Origin of the sequence: Hymenobacter sp. BT18, from assembly GCF_012273015.1 — a bacterium.
GTDB classification, from domain to species: domain Bacteria; phylum Bacteroidota; class Bacteroidia; order Cytophagales; family Hymenobacteraceae; genus Hymenobacter; species Hymenobacter lutimineralis.
Genome location: NZ_CP050954.1, coordinates 4,003,407 through 4,021,854, shown reverse-complemented (window position 1 = coordinate 4,021,854; position 18,448 = coordinate 4,003,407). Strand labels below are relative to the sequence as shown.

Sequence of the window (18,448 nt, the reverse complement as noted above, 5' to 3'; positions counted from 1 at the left end):
AGCAGGCTTTCATCACAGGATAGTACTACTTGGGGGTGCTGGCGGAAGTATCCCGGTTGAATACCCAGGACGGATAAGGAGTAAGCTCGGTAGCCCGGCGGGTGTAGCGGCAAGTAGCTACCTTACGGGACTAATTGGCCGGTTTCAGTATGCCCAAACTCTTTCGCAACCTCACGTTTCAGGTACTCACGGCCATTGCGCTGGGCATAGCAGTAGGCGCGTTGTTTCCGGCCGTAGGCGCGGCCCTCAAGCCCCTCGGCGACGTGTTCATCGGCCTCATCAAGATGCTGATTGCGCCCATCATCTTCCTGACGGTGGTATTGGGCATCGGCTCCATGGGCAGCCTGAAGAAGGTAGGGCGTGTGGGCGGCAAGGCCCTGCTGTACTTCGAGCTCATTACCACCTTTGCTCTGCTCATTGGCGTAGCCGCCGCCAACCTGGCCCGGCCCGGCGCGGGCATCGATACGCGGGGTGTGGCGGCCAAGGCCGCTGAAACCCAGCAGTACGCCGAGAAGGCGGCCCACATGGACTGGGTAGCCTTCTTTACCCACATCATTCCGGAGAGCTTCGTGGGGGCCTTTGCCCAGGGCGACGTGCTGCAGGTGCTGCTGGTGGCCGTGCTGTTTGGGCTGGCCCTCACCCGCGTAGCGCCCACGGTGAGCGGCCCGCTCATCAGCACCTTTGAAAAGCTCAGCCACGTGTTTTTCGCGGTGCTGGGCATGGTGATGAAGCTGGCCCCGCTCGGCGCCTTCGGGGGCATGGCCTTTACCATTGGCAAGTACGGCCTCGATACGCTGCTGCCGCTGGGCAAGCTCATGCTCACGGTGTACGGCACCATGGCCCTGTTCATATTTGGGGTGCTGGGCGCGGTGGCGCGCTACTACGGGTTCAGCCTGTGGCGGCTGCTGGGCTTTATCAAAGAGGAGCTGCTGATTGTGCTGGGCACGTCCTCGTCGGAGTCGGCGCTGCCGCGGCTGATGGACAAGCTGGAGGCCTTTGGCTGCGCCCGGCCGGTGGTGGGGCTGGTGGTGCCCACGGGCTACTCCTTTAACCTCGATGGCACCACTATTTACCTCAGCATTGCCAGCATTTTCCTGGCGCAGGCGTTTGGGGTGCCGCTCACGCTGGGGCAGCAGCTCACCATCATCGGTATTCTCATGCTCACGAGTAAGGGCGCGGCCGGTGTCACGGGCTCGGGCTTTATCGTGCTGGCGTCCACGCTTGCGGCCACCAAAGTTATTCCGGTAGAGGGCATGGCCCTGCTGCTGGGCGTAGACAGGTTTATGAGCGAGGCCCGGGCTATTACCAACATCATCGGCAACGCGGTGGCGACGGTGGTGGTGGCCAAGAGCGAAGGGGCGTTTGACGAAGAAAAAAACCGGGCCGCGCTACTGGGGCTGGTTCAGGCGGAATCAGAAGTTCGCTAACGTTGTTATCACACCTATGCCGGCCCTCTCCCCCGACCTTCGCAAAGCCCTTTTCAGCCTTCCTCAGAAAGAAAAAGACCAGCTGCTGGCCCGCCTCGTGGCCCAGGATGCCGTGCTGGTAGAGCAGCTCAGCTTCCGGCTGCTGGAAGGTGACGATGCCCTGGAGCAGCGTCGCCACCGCCTGCGGCAGCAGGTAGACGACCCCGTGCGCGGCTACCACCAAACCCCCAACGACCTGCTGCACATTGTGCGCCAGCTCCAGCAGCGCCTCACCTACCACACCAAAATCACCGACGACCTGCTGGGCGAAATTGAGTTGAGTTTGCGCCTGCTCGGCAACGTCTTCCGCCACCAGCCCGAAGCCGTGAGCCGCCTGCACGGCCCCACCCAACCCCTGCTGCAGCACCTGGCCCGCCGCACCCATGACACCCTGCGGCTGGCCTACAAGCTGCACGAAGACTACCACGTGGAGCTAGCCCCGGCTATCAATGAGGTGCTCAGCCAGCTGTACCAGTCGGCCGCCGCCCCCCTGGCCCGGGAGCTGGGTGTGCCCCTTCAGTTCAATACTTAATCCACCGTGCGAAAGGCTACTGGCAGGGTGTAGTACACGCGCACGGGCTGGCCTTGCACGCGGCCGGGCGTCCACCAGGGCATGATGCGCACCAGGCGCAGGGCTTCCTGGTCGAGGCCGTGGCCCAGGCCCTTCACTACCTCGGCGTCGCGGATGCGGCCTTGCTCGTCTACCACGAAGCGCACGTACACTTTGCCCGAAATATTCTGCTGCAGCGCCTCGGCCGGGTACTGCACCTTTTCGCGCATGAAGAGCAGCAGGGCTTTTTCGCCCCCTTTGAAGGCTGGCATTTCCTCGGCCAGCACGTATACTTTAGGAGCAGCGGGCCGGGCGGCGGCCGAGCCGGGCTCGGTGGCGGGGGTGACCAGCGCCAGGGGGCTGGGCTGCTGCGCCCGGGCGGCAAAAATCGTAGTACTCAGCAGGAACGTAAGTAGCAGCTGTTTCATAAGGCCAGGCTAGGTAGCGCGTTGGACGAAGGCAAAAGTAGGCGCCCCCCGAGCGCGGTGCTTCACCGCTACGTTATGGTTGTGTTGCGGGGAGGTTGGTAACATTCCGGTATCCTTTCCCGGCGAAAAACAGTAGTTTGAGTATCCCGCTTACTTACCCGCGGCGCCATTCCGCTCAACTCCTTCACCCTATGTCGCATACTCCCTCCCCCCAGCACGTGCGCGTACCGGAAAACCTTTCCGATGCCCACCTTCGCCAGGCACTTACTGAGCTGGACGAAAAAATCAAGACCCTGCGCAACCGGGCCCACACCACCACCGCCAACTCCCCGCACACCTACCACGAGCACATTGCGGCGCTGGAAGTAAAGCGCGCCGGGCTCCTGGAGCGCCTGGGCCCCGCCGCGGCTGATGCTCCCGCCAAGGACAGCGCCTCGCCCACCGACCGCTCGACCTGGGAAGAAATCTGGCAGGGCATTGAAAACCTGCGCAACGACCTGCGCAACATCATCTAGACATCGGAGACACGCATCCGGCGGCGGCTTCGGATTCCCCGGATTTCGGGGGCAATTGTCGTTCAATAAAGAAACCTCGCATGGTGCGAGGCCTTTTTGTTGTCTGTCATCCTGAGCGTAGCGAAGGACCTTATCACGTTAGAACAGTTTCGTTCAGGCGTGATAAGGTCCTTCGCTACGCTCAGGATGACAGACGGATAAAGCGCATCGTCCCCAAAATCCGCGGAATCCGAAAAATCCGCGCGAATCCGTGGTGCCGTTCGCCGGGGCTTTTCGGCAGTTCGGCCGGGGTATTTACCGTTCGTGGAAAAGTAGTTTCAGGCAGGAGGGCCGGGGTGCTAGGTTTGATTTATCAATCAGCCACAACGCCCTACTTCCTATGAAACTTACCACTGCCCTCCGCCCTGTTTGCGCCGCCCTCCTGCTGGCCGGTGCTGCTTTCAGTGCCCCGAACTCCGCCGCGGCTGCCTTGCATTTCACATCCGAGCAAGCCACCGCCACGCCCGATAATCCCGCTGCGCACCCTGGCTTTACGGTGCGCGTGGTGGGCAAAGGCCAGCCCATGCTCCTGATTCCGGGCCTGACCTGTCCCGGCGCGGTGTGGGACGAAACCGTGGCTCACTACCAGAAGCAGTACCAGTGCCACATTGTGTCGCTGGCGGGCTTTGGGGGCACGGCGGCGCCGGCCAGCACCAGCCAGCTGCTGCAGAACGTGCGCGACCAGCTCCTGACCTACATCCAAACCCAAAAGCTTACCAAGCCCACCGTAGTGGGGCACAGCCTGGGTGGGTTCGTAGCCCTTTGGATGAGCAGCACCCGCCCGGAAGCCGTCGGCCCCCTGGTTATTGTCGATTCGCTGCCGTTTATCGGCGCTGTGCAGAACCCGGCCGCCACGGTAGAGATGGTGCGCCCCATGGCCGAGGGCATGCGCCAGCAGATGAGCAAGAGCAAGGCCCAGCCTGCCCAGCAGCGCCAGATGGTGAGCGGCCTTGTTACGGACACGGCCCGCATTACCCAGGTAACGCGCTGGGGCCTGGCCTCCGACCCCGCTACCGTGGCCCAGGCCATGTACGACATGTACACCACCGACCTGCGCCCCGAGGTAGCGCGCATTCAGCAGCCCGTGCTGGTGCTGGGGGCCTGGGCTGCCTACCAGGCCTATGGCTCGACCAAAGAAAGCACCCGCGCTATTTTCGAGCAGCAATACGCCCAGTTACCCCGGCACCGCGTGGAAATGTCGGAGGCCGGCAAGCACTTTCTTATGTACGACGATACGCAGTGGTTTTTCCAACAGGCCGACGCGTTTCTGCGGGAGCAGGCGGTAGCAAAAAAGTAACTCGCCATCTTGCGGCATTGCTGGCCTGGCCGCAGGCCAGCAATGTCCTCGTTTGGTCGAATCGTTTTCTCTGCTTAAAAAACCCCAGCGCCTACGTTATGGAAAACTACGCTACTCCTTTCGAGCACGAATTTGCCGTGCTGCGGCTCGAAGTATCGGTGAAAGCCAAAAATGGCCTCGACTTCATCCTGGCGGCCAGTGCCGTGTGGGTGGCTATTACGGGGGTGTGGCTGCTGCCCGGCCCGGTAGCGCAAAAGGGGCTTATCACCTTTTTTGTTGGCCCCCTCACGCTGCCGCTGGCCTGGCTGCTTTCCCGGCTCCTGCGCACCAACTGGAAGCTGCCGCACAACCCTTTGCAGCCCCTGGGTTTGTGGCTGAACATTGCCCAGCTCTTCTACTTCCCGTTTCTGATCTTCATCTTCAGCAAGTACCCGGCGTATTTTATCATGACGTACGGCATCATCACGGGCGCGCATTTCTTTCCGTACGCCTGGTTTTACAATACCCGCGCCTACGCTGTGCTGGCGGGGGTAATTTCGGTGGGCTGTTTGGTGATTGGACTGCGCACGGCCGGCCCCACGCTTTATCTGGTGCCGGCTTTTGTCGCGGCTATGCTGCTAGTGCTGGCGGGCTTGCTGTACTGGGCTTACTGCCGGCAGCGGGCGGCCTACACCCAGCTAAGCCCGGGCCAACTGGCAGCGGCTTAACGGTTGAGAACCTGCATGGCTGCTCTGAAATCTTACGCGGCAGTGCCCGCGCCCGGCCGGTTGTACTGGCGCCTGCAGGCCCTGGGTTGGGGCCTGTATCTATTGCTGAACATAGCTATGTTCAGTTTGATGACGCCCCTTAGCGGGAAGCTCTTGCTCATGCAGCTGGCCATTGTGGCGCCACTGGTACTCATCAGCCACGGACTGCGCTACCACCTGCGGGCCAGTGGCTGGGTGAAGCTGGCGCCGGTGCCCCTGCTCAGCCGCCTGCTGGTGCTGAACGTACTGCTCGCCGTGCTCAGCCAGGTCATCATCTGGGCCATTATCTACTTCCTGATCCGGCCCACCGATGATGGCCGGCCCCACGGCTGGGGGCAGTTTGTGTTCTACGTGTTCAACGTGAACTTTCTGCTCTGGCTCTGGGAAGGATTTTACTTTGGCTGGCACTACCTGAGCAGCTTCCGGCAGGCCGAGGTAGATAAGTGGAAGCTGGCCGCCGCCGTGCAGGAAGCCGAAATGCGCACCCTCAAGGCCCAGATCAACCCGCACTTCATGTTCAATGGCCTCAACAACATCCGCGCCCTAGTGATGGAAGACCCCGGCCGCGCCCGCGACATGATTACCCACCTTTCAGACCTGTTGCGCTACTCTATTCAGCTCAACAGCGCCGAGCAGGTGCCCCTGGGCCGGGAGCTGGAAATTGTGGAGCACTACCTGCAGCTGGAGGCCATGCAGCTGGAAGAGCGGCTGCACTACACCCTGGATGTGGACCCCGCCGCCCTGCACGTGCCCATTCCGCCCATGACGCTGCAGCTGCTGGTGGAAAACGCCATCAAGCACGGCGTGGCCCCCCGGCCCGCCGGGGGCTTTGTGCAACTCACGGCCCAGCTCAACGACTCCGGCACCCTGCACGTGCGGGTACGCAACACGGGCCAGTACGCGCCCCAGCCGGACCACCCGGGCGTGGGTGTGCGCAATGCCCGCGAGCGGCTGGCTTTGCTGTTCGGCCAGGCTGCCCAGCTGGTTATTCAAAACGACCCTACCCAGCCCGATACGGTGGTAGCCTGCCTGCAGCTCCCAGTCCACGCGCCCACTGCGGCTTCACCATCCTTTTCCCACCCTGCCGCTGTATGAACGCGCTGTTAGTTGACGACTCCCGCCTGGCCCGCACCGAGCTGCGCCACCTGCTACGGTCTTTTCCGGAGGTGCAGATTGTGGGGGAAGCCCGCCACGCCGGCGAGGCCCGGGCCTTGCTGCTGCAAACGCAGCCGGATCTGCTGTTTCTGGATATTCATATGCCCGGCGAAACCGGGTTTGAGCTGCTGGCTTCGCTGGAAAAGGCGCCCCACGTCGTCTTCACCACGGCCTACGACGAGTACGCGCTACGGGCTTTTGAGGTAAACGCCCTGGACTACTTGCTCAAGCCCATTCAGGAAAACCGCCTGGCGGCGGCCCTGGCTAAGGCGCAGGCCAAGGTGGCTGGGGCGGCAACGGCGGCGCGCGGGGCCGCTTCGGCCCTGGAGGAGCCGGCGCTGCCCCCACTCACGGAGCAGGACCAGGTGTTTGTAAAGGATGGGGAGCAGTGCTGGTTTGTGCGCCTGGCCGACATTCGCCTGTTCGAAATCAATGGCAGCTATACCCAGGTGTATTTCGACCAGCACCGCCCCCTGATTCCGCGCACCTTGCAGCACCTGGAGCAGCGCCTCGATGCCCGCGTGTTTTTCCGCGCCAACCGCCAGCAGATTATCAACCTGAAGTGGGTGGAGCGGATTGAGCCCTGGTTTAGCAACTCGCTGAAAATTCACCTGCGCGGCGGCCCCGCCGTGGAAGTTTCGCGGCAGCAGTCGGTGCGGTTTCGGGAAATGCTGAGCCTGTAGATTATGTATCTTTTTGCTGACTTCCGCAGTACACGGCAGTAGGTACCTGGAGTGGTACTGGCTCATTTTTTGTACTGCAGCATTTATGAAACTGCTTCTACCCTTCTTCGGCTGTCTGCTTCTGCTGGCTTCCTGCTCCCAGGACCGCGAAGCCCTACATACCCCTAAGGCCCGCCCCGCATCTTCTTTCAAAACGGAAAAGAGCAACCCTCACAACAAGAAAGCTCAGCGCAAGCCGGGCGAATCCAGTTTGGGACTGGGCATTGATATGAACTCCCGGAATCCCAACAAATTCAAGACCGTGAAACGGTCTAAGAACAACTAACCCCGCGTCGGCGGCTGCCTGTTCCCGGCACAATCCTGCCTTGGTACGATGGTACTGAGGCAGGATTTTTTTATCTGTTTCATCCGCGCTTTCGCCAGGCATAAATTATTCAGGATGAGCCACAAACTAACTCGCAGAGAAAACTGCCTGCTTTAGCGAAAAGCCCGTACATAGTTGACCTTGGTACGGCAATTACCCCGTATATTTTCATACTGAATTCCCCACCTATATGCTGCCACGGCTACCTGTTCTGTCTGCTTTCCTTTGGGCGCTGATTTGGCTTTTGCCAAGTGCAGCCTCGGCCCAAACAGTCTCCCCCACTGCACCTGGGGTACTGGTTTTCCGACTAAAGGCGGCCACGGGCGGGCTCTCCGCGGGCCAGCGCCTCACCAGCCCGGCTTGGCAAAAGGCCGTGCGCCAGCTGGGCGCTACGGCGGTGCGGCCAAAGTTTCCGCACGCCCGCGGCCCGCTGGCCCGGAAAAAGCCAGCCGTCGACCTGCAGCTGATTTACCAGGCCGAGTACCCGGCCGAGGTTTCCTTTGCCAAAGCCCGGACGCTGCTGCTGCAAACCGGCCTGGTGGAGTACGTGGAGCCGCTTTACCAGCGGGAGCCGCTCTACCAGCCCAACGACCCCTACGCCGACTCTACCCGCACCAAAAATGTGCAGTACTACCTGAAAAAAGTAAGCGCCTACCGCGCCTGGGACGTGTCGAAGGGCGACACCAACGTGGTTATCGGCGTTCTGGACACCGGCACCCGGTTTACGCACCAGGACCTGAGGGGCCAGGAAAAGCGCAATTACAACGACCCGATTGACGGCATCGACAACGATGAGGATGGCTACATCGACAACTTCCGGGGCTGGGACCTGGCCGACAACGACAACGACCCTTCGCCCGACGCCCTGACTTCCCAGCGCGGCCACGGTATTCTGGTGACGGGCGTAGCGGCGGCCCGCACCGATAACGGCAAGGGCATAGCCGGAGCCGGCTTCTCCTGCAAGTACCTGCCCCTGAAGATTTACCCCAGCACGGCCAGCGGCTTTTTCGCCGGCTTCGAAGCTATTGTGTACGCCGCCGACCACGGCTGCCAGGTAATTAACTTGTCCTGGGGCGGCGCCGGGGGCAAGTCGCAGTACGAGCAGGACATCATCACCTACGCCGCCGTGGACCGGGACGTGGTAGTGGTGGCCGCGGCCGGCAATACCAATGCCGAGCTGGATTTTTACCCGGCCAGCTACGAGCACGTGCTGTCGGTAGGTGCTCTGGAGCCCAACGACCAGAAAGGGCGCTCCAACACCTACAGCTACCACATCGATTTATCGGCCCCCGGACAGCAGATTTTCACTACCGTCTTCAACCACGACAGCGCCTACGTAGACGTGGGCGGTTCGTCTTTCTCGGCCCCGCTGGTAGCCGGAGCCGCCGCCTTGGTGCGCACGCAGTTTCCCGGCTACACCTCGGAGCAGGTAATGGCGCGCCTGCGCCAGACCACCGATTCGCTGTACACCGTCACTGGCAATGCCGTGTACCGCCACAAGCTGGGTACGGGCCGCCTCAACATGCACCGCGCCCTCACCGAGCCGGTACTCTACGCCGTGCAGCTTACCAAGCTGCGCTACGAGCCCCAGCCCAGCTTCCAGCCCGATGACACCACCCGGATTGTGGCGGAGCTGCAAAACGTGCTTACCCCGGTGGCCAACCTGCGCATTTCCCTGACCACGGCCTCCCCCTACCTGCGCGTGCTGCACAGCAGCGTAGTGGTGGGCGACATGCTCACGCTCAGCAACGCCAGCAACAGCCTGGAGCCCTTTGAGGTATTTGTCTCACCAGACGTTCCCCAGGCCACTATGGCAGTGCTGCGCTTTCACTTTGAAGCCGATAATGGCTACCAGGACGACCAGTTTGTGACGGTGACCCTGAACCCGGGCTTTATTACGCTCACGGCCGGCAACCTCCACGTATCGGTTACCAGCCAGGGCAACATCGGCTACGAAGCCACCAACCCGGCCGTGGGCGAGGGCGTCACGTACCGCAACGGCCCGCCGCTGCTGTCCAGCGGCAGCCTGCTGGTAGGCACTACGCCCAGTCGCGTGTCGGACCGGCTGCTGAACGAGGTCAAAAGTGTTGACCAGGATTTTGTGAGCGTAAAGCCCTTGCGCTTTGTAGCCGCGGCCCGGGAGGCGGATCAGGAAATAGCCGGGCGCTTTCAGGACGTGCCCTCGGCCAGTACGGTGGGAGTGCGCGTGCGGCAGCGGGCCTACGCCTGGGCCGACTCGCTCCGCCGCAATTACGTGGTGCTGGAGTACCGCCTCACCAACATCACCACCGATACGCTGCGCCCCCTGTACGCGGGACTGTTCATGGACTGGGACCTGCCGCAGGCCAGCAGCCGTAACGCCGCGGCCTGGGATGCGGGGCGCCAGTTGGGTTACGTGTACGACCGCCTCGCCCCCACCCTGCACACCGGCGTGCAGCTGCTGCAGGGCGGTACCGCCGTCAGCTATGCTATTAACAACAATGCGCCGGTAGGCTCGCCCATCCGGCTGGCTGATGGCTTCACTAGCGCGGAGAAGTTTCTGATGCTGAGCAGCGGTACTACCCAAGCCACCGCGGGCGAAACGGCCACCGGTGCCGATGTATCCCACGTAGTAGGGGCCGAGCTGCCCGCCCTGGCCCCCGGCGACTCTACTCTGGTGGCCTTTGCCCTGCTGGCCGGTGGCTCCCTGGATAGCCTGCGGGCCACCGCAGATGTTGCCCGGCAGCAATACCTGGGCACCGTTACGCCCGTGCGGCCGCCCGGCGCAGTTGCGACCCGGTGGGAAGTATACCCCAACCCCACCACGGGCCGCGTGGTAATAGACGTGCCACCCGCCTTTTCTGCCCGTCAGGTTACCCTGCTGGATGCTCTGGGCCGGCCGGTGCGGAGCTGGACGTGGACCGGGCAGCGTCGCCAAGCGTTTCAGCTTCCCTCGGCCGCCGGCTTGTACCTGCTGCGGGTAACAGGGTCAGGCGGCGTGCTGGTGCGCAAAGTGCTGGTGCGCCCTTAGTCGCTCCAGGGCACAGTCCGGTCGGCGGCCAGGGCTCAGCAAATCCTTCCTGGGGGCTCCAAGATTTTGAAGCACTTATCCTGTAATAGTTTTTGCAATTTGTAGTCGCGCAAACAAACCAGGAAAATGGAAAATACCGACAACGCAGCGTCTGCTGCCAGTAATTTCATCAGCCCCAGGGTAACCGGCATTGGTGGCATCTTCTTTCTGGCCGATAACCCAGAGGGAATGAAGGACTGGTACGCCCAAAACCTGGGGTTCGAGCTGAATGACTGGGGCGCAACCTTTGCCTCCCGGGATGCCGCCAACCCCGATGAGGTAAACCAGCTGCAGTGGAGCCCCTTTCCAAAAGGAAGCGACTATTTCGCGCCCTCTAAGAAAGAGTTGATGATCAACTACCGGGTTCAGAACATCGAAGGGCTGGTAGCCAAACTCCGGGAAAACGGCGTCACCATTCTCGATGCTATTGCCAGCTACGACTACGGCAAGTTTGTGCACATTCTGGACGCCGAGGGCAATAAGCTCGAGCTATGGGAGCCCAGCTGACAGGGCGGCGTAACAGGCGAAGCACCTGTTCATAAATGAGAAACTCAGGCGGCCGGCTATTGCAAGCGTTACATAGGTCTTTTAGGCCAGAGCTGCATTAGTCAGATGAGAAAACGCCTGGCCTAAATATGCCAGAGCTGCTGCCAGTCGGTGGTGTAGGCCGGGGAACGAAAGGCGCTGCGGCCCTGCCAGGCGCTGGGGTCCAGGCCGCTGGCCGCCAAGCGCACGGTTCCGCGGCCAAAACGCGCGTTCAGGGCGTCAAAGGTAGACATCAAGGCGGCGCTCTGCTCCGTTTCGCCCGCGCTGAATAAGCTCAGCTGGGGCTGGCCGGCGGGCTCTAGCCCGGTGAGCAGAACCCCGGCCCGGGTATAGGCCACTCCGGGCTGGCGCAACTGCCGTAGCCCCCGCAAGGCGGCCTTGGTCAAAGACAGGGTGTCGTTGGTGGCTACCAGCAAGGGTACTACCGTGGATAGCGTGTAAGGCCCGGGCTCCCCGGTGTATCGGTCGCGGCCCAGGAGCACGGTTAGCAGATGCGCTACCCGCTGCTGCTGCCGCAGCTTCTCGGCCGCGCGGCCCATATGGGTGGCAATAGCCTCCTGCAGGGGGCCCAGCGCCGTTTGCGGCTTGCCAAAGCTGCGGGTGCAGATCACGCTGTGCCTTGGCCGCGCCAGCTCGTTTTTTTCGCCTTCCTCGGGTAGCAGATTTTCGCCATGCCACGAAAGCGTTTTCTCACCCCGCAGTTCCCGCCACAGGCGCACCCCGGCCACGCCGCCCAGGTGACGCCTTACCCAGGCTTCGGGCATTGCTGCTAGCTCGGCGGCGGTGCCCACCTGGTGCAAGCGCAGTTTAGCGGCGTAGCGGCGACCTATGCCCCAGACATTTTCTACCGGCGTGCTGGCCAGCGCCGCCCGTTGCTGCTCCGGCGTAGCCAGCAAGCACACCCGCTCCGTTTCCGGTAGTTGGCGGGCCAGCCGGTTGGCCAGCTTAGCCAGCACCTTGGTGGGAGCTATGCCAATAGCCGTGGGAATGCCGGTTTGCTGCCGCACGGTATGCCGAATCCGATGGGCATATGCCTGCAGGCCCTCGGGGGCGCAGTAGCGCAGCCCCTCCAGGTTCAGAAACGACTCGTCGATGGAGTACACCTCTACCTCCGGCGAAAACTGCGAGAGGATGGTCATGACGCGCCGGCTCATATCGCCGTAGAGCGGATAGTTGGAGGAGAATACCGTTACGCCGTGCTCACGCAGACGACCCCGCGCCTGGAAATAGGCCTCTCCCATAGCAAAACCTAGCTGTTTGGCTTCGTCCGAGCGGGAAATAAGGTTATGGTCAGCCGGGGAATCGCTCCCCCGGCTGCCACTTCAGAACCGTGCGTGAGACTTTCACCTCACACGGCTCCTCGTTGTGCACCGCTACCGCGAGCTGCCAGGCTGCCGTCCTGCTTCGTCTTTTGGTGGTGACAATGCCGGTGCAGCAGCTGTAGATTCGTCAACTCCTCCTTCCCGCCGCGTATTCGGGGTACGCGGTGGTCCTTTTCGAGCACATCCGTGTCCGTGAAGCACAGGTGGCACCACGCGCAGCGCCCGGCTTGCTGCTTCAGCAGCAGGCAGGTGCGCCGGTCCAGGCCGTGGTACTGCCGCAGTCGCGCGCCCCAGTACGGCCAGTCGCCATCAAAGGGCGAGCGGGTGCCCGCCACCTTGACGTGGCGCTGGATGCGGGTGAAGCTGTGGTAGCGGAGTTGCACCCCGGCCGGGGTGGCAAAGTTCCAACTGCCCTGCTCCAACCGCCAGTACTTGCGCACGATGCGTCGGCGGTGCTTGCCGCCGTGCCGGCGCATGGCCCAGCGGCGCAGCCCGTGGTAGAGCACGTAGTCCATGCGGGAGAAGACGTCTCTGGCCACCACACCGGCGTAGTACTGGCTCCAGCCCCGGATGACCGGGTTCAGCTCCCGAATCAGCGCCTGTTGGGGCGAAGCCCGTTGCCGAAACAGGATGTCCCGCAGCCGCTGGCCGTGCCGGTGCTGCGCCGTGCGCGAGGGCTTGATTAACGTCTTGAAGCCCAACAGGTGCCCCTGTTGGTCCTTGCCCGAATGGGTCCGTCCCACCACAAACTGCCGCACGGTGGTCCCCAGGAAATCGAAGCCCGCCGGGTGCTCGGCCGTGGCGTGCCGCGTGTGCACCAGCCGGGTTTTGGCGGGCTTCATGGCCAGTCCCAACGGCGCCAACCAGTCCGCGAGTAGTTGCTGACAGGCTTCCACCACGGCGCGGTCTTCGTGGAGGACCACGAAGTCGTCGGCGTAGCGAATCAGCGTCACTTTCGGGCTCAGGCGGGTGGGGCTGATGCGCCGTTGTCGGAAGTGCGTCCGGAGGACCGTTTCCATGCCGTGGAGGGCGATGTTGGCCAGCAGCGGCGAGATAACCCCGCTTTGCGGGGTCCCGGCCTCGACGGGCTGAAACACGTCGCCCTCCAGCACGCCGGCCCGCAGCCAGCCCTTGAGCAGGCGGCGGAACCGGGGCACGGTATCCACCTTGGCCAGGAGCCGCGGGTGGTCGATGCGGTCAAAGCACTTTTCGATGTCGGCGTCCAGCACCCACTTGGCCCGCTGGTTGATGCAGGTATAGATGGCCGCCAGGGCGTCGTGCGCCGACCGGCCGGGCCGGAAGCCGTAGCTGTTGGGCTCGAACCGGGCTTCCCATTCGGGTTCCAGCGCCAGCTTGACCAGCGCCTGCAAGGCCCGGTCGCGCATGACGGGAATGCCCAGCGGGCGTTTGTCGGCCGAACCCGGCTTCGGAATCCAGACCCGTCGCAACGGTTTGGCCGCCCACCGAAACGAGAGCCGACGGCCCAGCCGCAGGCGTTGCTTGTCGGTGAGCGATTTCACCCCGTCGATGCCGGCCGTGCGCTTGCCCTGGTTGTCCTGGGTGACTTTGCGGACGGCCAGGAGTTTGGCCGCCCGGGACTTACTCAGTAGTTTTTGGAGTTGGCGCACCTGCCGGGTATCGCCCCGGCGGCTGGCCTGGTAAATGCGTTTTTGCAGTCTGAAGACCGTACGCTGGAGCTTCTTCCAGGGCAGGGCCTTCCATTCATCCATCTGTGGCATCACAGTGTCCATCGTCTTGACTGTTACTAACTTCGTTTACCAATACACAACGGGCGCAAGTGGGCATATCCGCCGGCTTTCCCGGCGGCGTTGGCTTCTTGCGCCATCCTGCCCCGAACCGGCGTGTAGCCGGCGGCCCACTGCCGAAGCAGAGCCGGTTCGGGGTTTCCCTGTTCCACCTGTCTGTTTCACGAAAGCGTAGCGTCCCACTGTTTCACCGGGTTATGCTGTGAATGAGCGGCTTCGGTCGGTCATGCAATACCGAAGCCCTGACAACCAGTCCCTTTTGGGCAAGCTTGTTATACTGGGTAAGCTTGTTCAACGTAACGATGATTAATGGATTCAGAAGGTCTTACGCATACTTTCACACTCGCAGGGATAGCCGGCCAGTCTCCGACGTACCCGCTTTCTTTCCCGCTTCACCCGCCCGGGTTGCCACATCGGGCAAGTGGGGAAAGCGTTTTCGCCCGCTCATCAGGACGGCAGAGAATTTGGCTCTGCACCAGACAGATAGTTATTCTTTAGCCCGAGCTAAAGAACGCCTGCTTATGGAGTTCACAGGCAACAGGTCGCACGCAACCATCGTTGTTCGACAGCACCACCACGGGCCGGCCCTCCAGACGGGGCTGGAAAACCCGCTCACAAGACACGTAAAAGTTGTTGCAATCGACCAGCGCCACCATAACTACTCAGCGGTTATCTGACTACCATCCCCAGCACGCAAGCTGGCAGTAGTGTTCATGGAATGAATGACGTGGGTGACTACCCCGCGCACGGAGAAGTTCATTCCGGGCAGTATTTCCTGGGGCTGATACCTGGGGTTGGCCGGCTCCAGCCATACCCGCCCTCTAGCCAGGCGTAGCCGCTTCACGGTAAACTCCCCATCCACCACGGCCACTACTACCAGCCCGCTTGCGGGCGTGAGGGCGCGGTCGATGATTAGCAAGTCGCCATCCTGTATACCGGCTTCCTGCATAGAGTCGCCGCGCACCCGGGCAAAGTAGGTAGCCGCCTGGTGCCGGATCAGGTGCTGGTTTAAGTCGAGGTGCCCCTCCAGGTAGTCATCAGCGGGTGAGGCAAAACCCGCTGGTAAGTAGCTGCTCAGCAATGGTAGCGCCAAGGCCTACGGTTGCTGGGGCAGGGTATACAAGGACAATGGATGCATGGGTAGCAGCAGGAATTACGCCGCCGCTATTTACTAAAAATATTAGCAAATCCAAGAGCTTACCCACATCGTATGTTTCTCCTATGCGCCTGTACAACTGGTATTAAAATAGCATTAATCAGGCAATAATAGCCAATAAATGGCTTTTTACCTGGTAATAAACCTGTATATTTTTACCGCCAATTTTGTTAGTTTACTGTTGTATTTGTATCTTTGGATATGTCGAAAGTCAAGTTTCCTGTACCAGCCCCCGTGCAGCAGTTTGCGCGGTGCATTGATGCTAGTAGCCGGCCCGCAGACTACGTTGGCGAGTGGCCGGAGGTAGGCCATGTGTACCCCGTGCAATACCGGCGCAACGTCCGCACTGGCAAGCCCCAGGTCCACGTTCTGGGGTTTTATGCCGAGGCTCCTTATGGAGCTTTTGCCGCTCACCGCTTCAGCTCCGTCGCCGAAGTCTGGCTGAACTAGGTTCCAGCCTATTTCTCTTTCATCTTCCCGGTTGGCGCTGCGTGTTTAAAGCAGCCCAACCGGGCTTTCTTTTTCTGCCCGCCTTTGCATCGGCTTCGCTGGTCCTACCGGTAGTGCCAGAAAATTCCGAAGTCAAAGGGCGTCCAGAGGGCGGCTTGCTGGTTGGCCACCTTTAGGGCCTCATTGGCCCAGGTGTTGCAGGTGTAGAACAGGTTATAGGTTCGGCGGGCCTCGTAAAAAGCGTCGTACTGCCCGTAGCTGTGGCCGGCAATGTGCTGCACCCGGCCCTGGGCATCGGGCTCGAAGCTGTTCCGGATAAAGCCAATGAGTTTTTCATACTCGGCCGGCGTGAGGTAAATACGCACGCAGTGCGGGCCTTCCTGGGGGCGGTGGTGGAAGGTGGTATGCATGGCCGTGGTGCTCATCCAGAACATGGCGCGCACGGCGGTACTGGGTTTAAGCTCGGCCCAGGTAGGCGTGTTCAGGTAAAATCCTTTGTCGCCCCAGCCGAAGCCCACGTATTGCCGGCTGCTGTCGGCGGCCGGGGTGTGGCTATAAGGCACCAGCTGGCTCCAGTCGATGTACTGGGTGCGCACGGGCAGGACAATATCGGTGTGCACCCCGTTCGACAGCACCCAGGCCTCAATGGCGCCCGTCTCAGGCTGGCTCCGCTCCCCCACCGGCACCGCCGACAACGCGGCTGAAGCAGCCAGGTATACGACTACTGCACCCACGATACCTCCACCCGTCCAGGCGGCTCCTTTCAATACTTTCTTTAGCGTGTTTGGCATTCAGAACGGTTGAGCTTGAATATAGCAGACCAGCCCTCATACGAGATAGAGCCCAAAAGTTATTGTTCTTTTCGGCGGGCCCACCGCGTAGCTAATAGGACCAGCAGCGTAGGCAGCCACAGCCAGCGCAGCTCACTCAGCAGCGTGACTACCCCACGCCAAGAGAAAAACCCCGCCCCCACCGGCGAAACGCGCACCGGGCGCCATGGCCAGAAGTACCGCTCCCCGCTAAATGGGGCCAGCAGCGCCACCCCCAGGCCGCCACTAGTGAGCATATCCAGCAGTGGGTGTGAAACCGTGGCTGCCGCCAGCCAAGCCGCCAGCTCTATCCGGCTCAACGTACCGCGCAGCCGCGCCGGCGCCAGCAAGGCCAGCATAATTCCAGTCAGCGCAGCAAATACCAGGGAGTGCGTAAAGCCCCGGTGCCCCCACATACTTGCGTAAGGAATACCCAGCTTGAACGTCACGGCATCGAAATCGGGCAGGATGGCGCACAGGGCCAGGAGCCACCAGAAGCCCGCGGGGCGCGGCTGGGAAGAGAGGCTGCGGCCGAGGCCAACGGCTACGGCGGCGTGGGTGAAAATGGTGGGCATAGCGGGCCGCAAGTACGGCGGTGCAGTGTACATTTGAAACCCTATTTCCCCTGAAAAATGGCTACCGAATCGTCCGACGCCCACTACGTCATTCCGGCCGCGTACCGGCGCATGGAAAACCTGCACATCGTGTTCTGAAAACCTGCACATCGTGTTCTGGCTGCTGAAAGACGTGAGCTGGTGCATGGTGTGGAAGCCCCTGGGCCTGGCCATGGTTGTGCCCACCCTGGCTATTGCTATCATGATTACCTGGCGCACCCGCCACCTGGTTTCCGAGCTGGCCCACAACCTGGCCATTGTGCTCTGGATTTCGGCCAACTCCTACTGGATGATCAGTGAGTTCTTTCACTTCGATGAGGTGCTGGTGTGGCACTCCGTCACGGGCAAGCACCTGGCGCTGGTGCCGTTCGGAGCCGGGCTGCTGGTGCTGGCCTTCTACTACCTGGTGCAAAAACCGCGCGAGAACCGGCCGGAGCAAGTAGCTACGCTGTAGCCGCCTGCTTCAGCAGCAACTCAATCAATTGCACGGCCTGCGCAAACCGCTCGGGCCACACCCCACCTATTTCGTGGTATTGGATGCCAAAATGCGTCAACGTCTGCCGGTGCAAAGCATCCAGCCGCAGCCGTTCGGTCTGGCTTAGCCGGGTACCATCATCTACAAGCGGCACATCGGCTTGCAGGTACAAATACAGATCGGCCCGGTTGATGGCATACAGTTCGGCCGGCAATTCCAGGTAATCTTCGCCCAGCAGCCCGGTATACGACTGCGTGATGTGCACATCGGTGTCCAGCAGCAGCAGCGGGCCGCCTGTGGCCTGGGCCGCCGCAATGCGTCGGGCGTGTTCCGAGGCCACCGCCAGTAAGTCGGCCCGGCTAATTTCGGTCGAGTGGGCCACCAAGTCCCGGCCCGCCTCGGCTACGTAGGAGGCTCCGAAGTATGCCGCCAGTTGCTGCGTCAGCGTGGTTTTGCCGGTTGACTCCGTACCCAGAATTGCTACCGTGCGCCGGTAATAGACCTGCACGCTGCCCGGCAGGTACTGCCAATGTGCCTGTAGGTCGGCTCTGATGGCGGTGGCGGAAACAGGTACTTGCACACGGGCCGGATCGAAATTCAGAAACCGGATACCCAGCCGGGCCGCCACCATTTCCCCATACGGCTCCGAAGTGACGACTAGATTAACGGTGGGCAGCTCCTGCCGAAACCGCTCGGCCCACGCGTGTGCCACGGCTTCGGAGGAAACGGAGGTGTTGGGCAGCTCGTTTTCGCGGTAGTCCAATACCTGCACATGTACCTCTGGGTGGGCAGCGTAAGTTTCGCGCAGCCAGCCGGCCCGTACGCTACCCGGCAATTGCTCCAGGTCGCTGGCGCATACCAGCACCGTTAGGTGGTCGCAGTGGCGGCGGGCAAAGTCAATGAGGGCCAGGTGCCCCCGGTGCAGGGGCAGAAACTTCCCGAATACTAAGGCGTGCGTCATAGCGGATAACGCTTCTAATGAACCCTTGCTATGCAATGGAAAAACCGATACATGCTA

General features: G+C 61.7%; 19 protein-coding genes and 1 pseudogene. 12 read left to right on the top strand and 8 right to left on the bottom strand.

Going from position 1 to position 18,448, the window contains the following annotated elements; all coding sequences use genetic code 11:
* Positions 1-149: 149 nt before the first annotated feature.
* Together dctA and HER32_RS17290 are read left to right on the top strand one after the other, a co-directional pair.
* Positions 150-1,427 carry a C4-dicarboxylate transporter DctA gene (dctA, locus tag HER32_RS17295; protein ID WP_168682781.1) on the top strand — a complete coding sequence of 426 codons (1,278 nt, stop codon included), beginning with the start codon at positions 150-152 and terminating at the stop codon, positions 1,425-1,427.
* A gap of 16 nt (positions 1,428-1,443) precedes the next feature.
* Positions 1,444-1,998, top strand: coding sequence for a hypothetical protein (locus tag HER32_RS17290; protein WP_168682780.1), 555 nt, complete (start codon positions 1,444-1,446; stop codon positions 1,996-1,998).
* Here the strand turns inward: HER32_RS17290 and HER32_RS17285 are convergent.
* Entirely contained in the window at positions 1,995-2,444 is a 450-nt protein-coding gene (locus tag HER32_RS17285; RefSeq protein ID WP_149070499.1) for an energy transducer TonB, read from the bottom strand. The two genes, HER32_RS17290 and HER32_RS17285, sit on opposite strands and share 4 nt — an antisense overlap.
* A 191-nt stretch (positions 2,445-2,635) precedes the next feature.
* Between HER32_RS17285 and HER32_RS17280 the strand changes: the two genes are divergently transcribed.
* The 8 genes from HER32_RS17280 to HER32_RS17245 all read left to right on the top strand — a co-directional run bounded on the left by HER32_RS17280 (position 2,636) and on the right by HER32_RS17245 (position 10,799).
* The gene (locus HER32_RS17280; RefSeq protein ID WP_149070500.1) at positions 2,636-2,959 is read left to right on the top strand and encodes a hypothetical protein; all 324 of its coding nucleotides are present in this window, start codon (positions 2,636-2,638) and stop codon (positions 2,957-2,959) included.
* A 379-nt stretch (positions 2,960-3,338) separates the two neighbouring features.
* Complete coding sequence (locus tag HER32_RS17275) at positions 3,339-4,295, top strand: alpha/beta fold hydrolase (RefSeq protein WP_168682779.1); 957 nt, start codon at positions 3,339-3,341, stop codon at positions 4,293-4,295.
* 98 nt (positions 4,296-4,393) lie between these two features.
* On the top strand, positions 4,394-5,002 hold the full coding sequence (locus HER32_RS17270) for a DUF7010 family protein (RefSeq protein WP_149070502.1): 609 nt from the start codon (positions 4,394-4,396) through the stop codon (positions 5,000-5,002).
* Positions 5,003-5,017: 15 nt separating this feature from the next.
* A complete protein-coding gene (locus HER32_RS17265; protein ID WP_168682778.1) occupies positions 5,018-6,136 on the top strand; it encodes a sensor histidine kinase in 1,119 nt (372 codons plus the stop codon).
* Positions 6,133-6,879 (top strand): LytR/AlgR family response regulator transcription factor, encoded by a 747-nt coding sequence (locus HER32_RS17260; protein ID WP_168682777.1) that lies wholly within the window; start codon positions 6,133-6,135, stop codon positions 6,877-6,879. Before HER32_RS17265 ends, HER32_RS17260 begins: the two co-directional genes overlap by 4 nt.
* Before the next feature lie 85 nt (positions 6,880-6,964).
* Positions 6,965-7,204 carry a hypothetical protein gene (locus HER32_RS17255; protein WP_149070505.1) on the top strand — a complete coding sequence of 80 codons (240 nt, stop codon included), beginning with the start codon at positions 6,965-6,967 and terminating at the stop codon, positions 7,202-7,204.
* 283 nt (positions 7,205-7,487) lie between these two features.
* On the top strand, positions 7,488-10,253 hold the full coding sequence (locus HER32_RS17250; RefSeq protein ID WP_168682776.1) for a S8 family peptidase: 2,766 nt from the start codon (positions 7,488-7,490) through the stop codon (positions 10,251-10,253).
* A gap of 126 nt (positions 10,254-10,379) precedes the next feature.
* Positions 10,380-10,799, top strand: coding sequence for a VOC family protein (locus HER32_RS17245; protein ID WP_168682775.1), 420 nt, complete (start codon positions 10,380-10,382; stop codon positions 10,797-10,799).
* Positions 10,800-10,921: 122 nt separating this feature from the next.
* On the opposite strand, the gene HER32_RS17240 is transcribed toward HER32_RS17245, so the two are convergent.
* The 4 genes and pseudogenes from HER32_RS17240 to HER32_RS17225 all read right to left on the bottom strand — a co-directional run bounded on the left by HER32_RS17240 (position 10,922) and on the right by HER32_RS17225 (position 15,019).
* On the bottom strand, positions 10,922-12,118 hold the full coding sequence (locus tag HER32_RS17240) for a Y-family DNA polymerase (protein ID WP_410503900.1): 1,197 nt from the start codon (positions 12,116-12,118) through the stop codon (positions 10,922-10,924).
* A 68-nt stretch (positions 12,119-12,186) separates the two neighbouring features.
* On the bottom strand, positions 12,187-13,911 hold the full coding sequence (gene ltrA, locus HER32_RS17235) for a group II intron reverse transcriptase/maturase (protein WP_168682773.1): 1,725 nt from the start codon (positions 13,909-13,911) through the stop codon (positions 12,187-12,189).
* Positions 13,912-14,471: 560 nt separating this feature from the next.
* Positions 14,472-14,582: pseudogene (locus HER32_RS17230) on the bottom strand (hypothetical protein); the annotation flags it as partial.
* Between the two features lie 2 nt (positions 14,583-14,584).
* Positions 14,585-15,019, bottom strand: a complete 435-nt coding sequence (locus tag HER32_RS17225; protein ID WP_168682772.1) for a LexA family protein — start codon at positions 15,017-15,019, stop codon at positions 14,585-14,587.
* A 264-nt stretch (positions 15,020-15,283) separates the two neighbouring features.
* Between HER32_RS17225 and HER32_RS17220 the strand changes: the two genes are divergently transcribed.
* Positions 15,284-15,532 carry a hypothetical protein gene (locus HER32_RS17220; protein ID WP_168682771.1) on the top strand — a complete coding sequence of 83 codons (249 nt, stop codon included), beginning with the start codon at positions 15,284-15,286 and terminating at the stop codon, positions 15,530-15,532.
* A 104-nt stretch (positions 15,533-15,636) separates the two neighbouring features.
* Here HER32_RS17220 and HER32_RS17215 read toward each other — a convergent pair whose 3' ends face one another.
* A complete protein-coding gene (locus HER32_RS17215) occupies positions 15,637-16,323 on the bottom strand; it encodes a TIGR02117 family protein (protein ID WP_168682770.1) in 687 nt (228 codons plus the stop codon).
* Positions 16,324-16,382: 59 nt separating this feature from the next.
* On the bottom strand, positions 16,383-16,916 hold the full coding sequence (locus tag HER32_RS17210) for a metal-dependent hydrolase (protein ID WP_168682769.1): 534 nt from the start codon (positions 16,914-16,916) through the stop codon (positions 16,383-16,385).
* Positions 16,917-17,067: 151 nt separating this feature from the next.
* On the opposite strand from HER32_RS17210, the gene HER32_RS17205 reads away from it, so the two are divergent.
* The gene (locus tag HER32_RS17205; protein ID WP_197748848.1) at positions 17,068-17,409 is read left to right on the top strand and encodes a hypothetical protein; all 342 of its coding nucleotides are present in this window, start codon (positions 17,068-17,070) and stop codon (positions 17,407-17,409) included.
* Here the strand turns inward: HER32_RS17205 and HER32_RS17200 are convergent.
* Positions 17,399-18,391, bottom strand: a complete 993-nt coding sequence (locus HER32_RS17200; RefSeq protein WP_168682768.1) for an AAA family ATPase — start codon at positions 18,389-18,391, stop codon at positions 17,399-17,401. The two genes, HER32_RS17205 and HER32_RS17200, sit on opposite strands and share 11 nt — an antisense overlap.
* Positions 18,392-18,448: the final 57 nt, after the last annotated feature.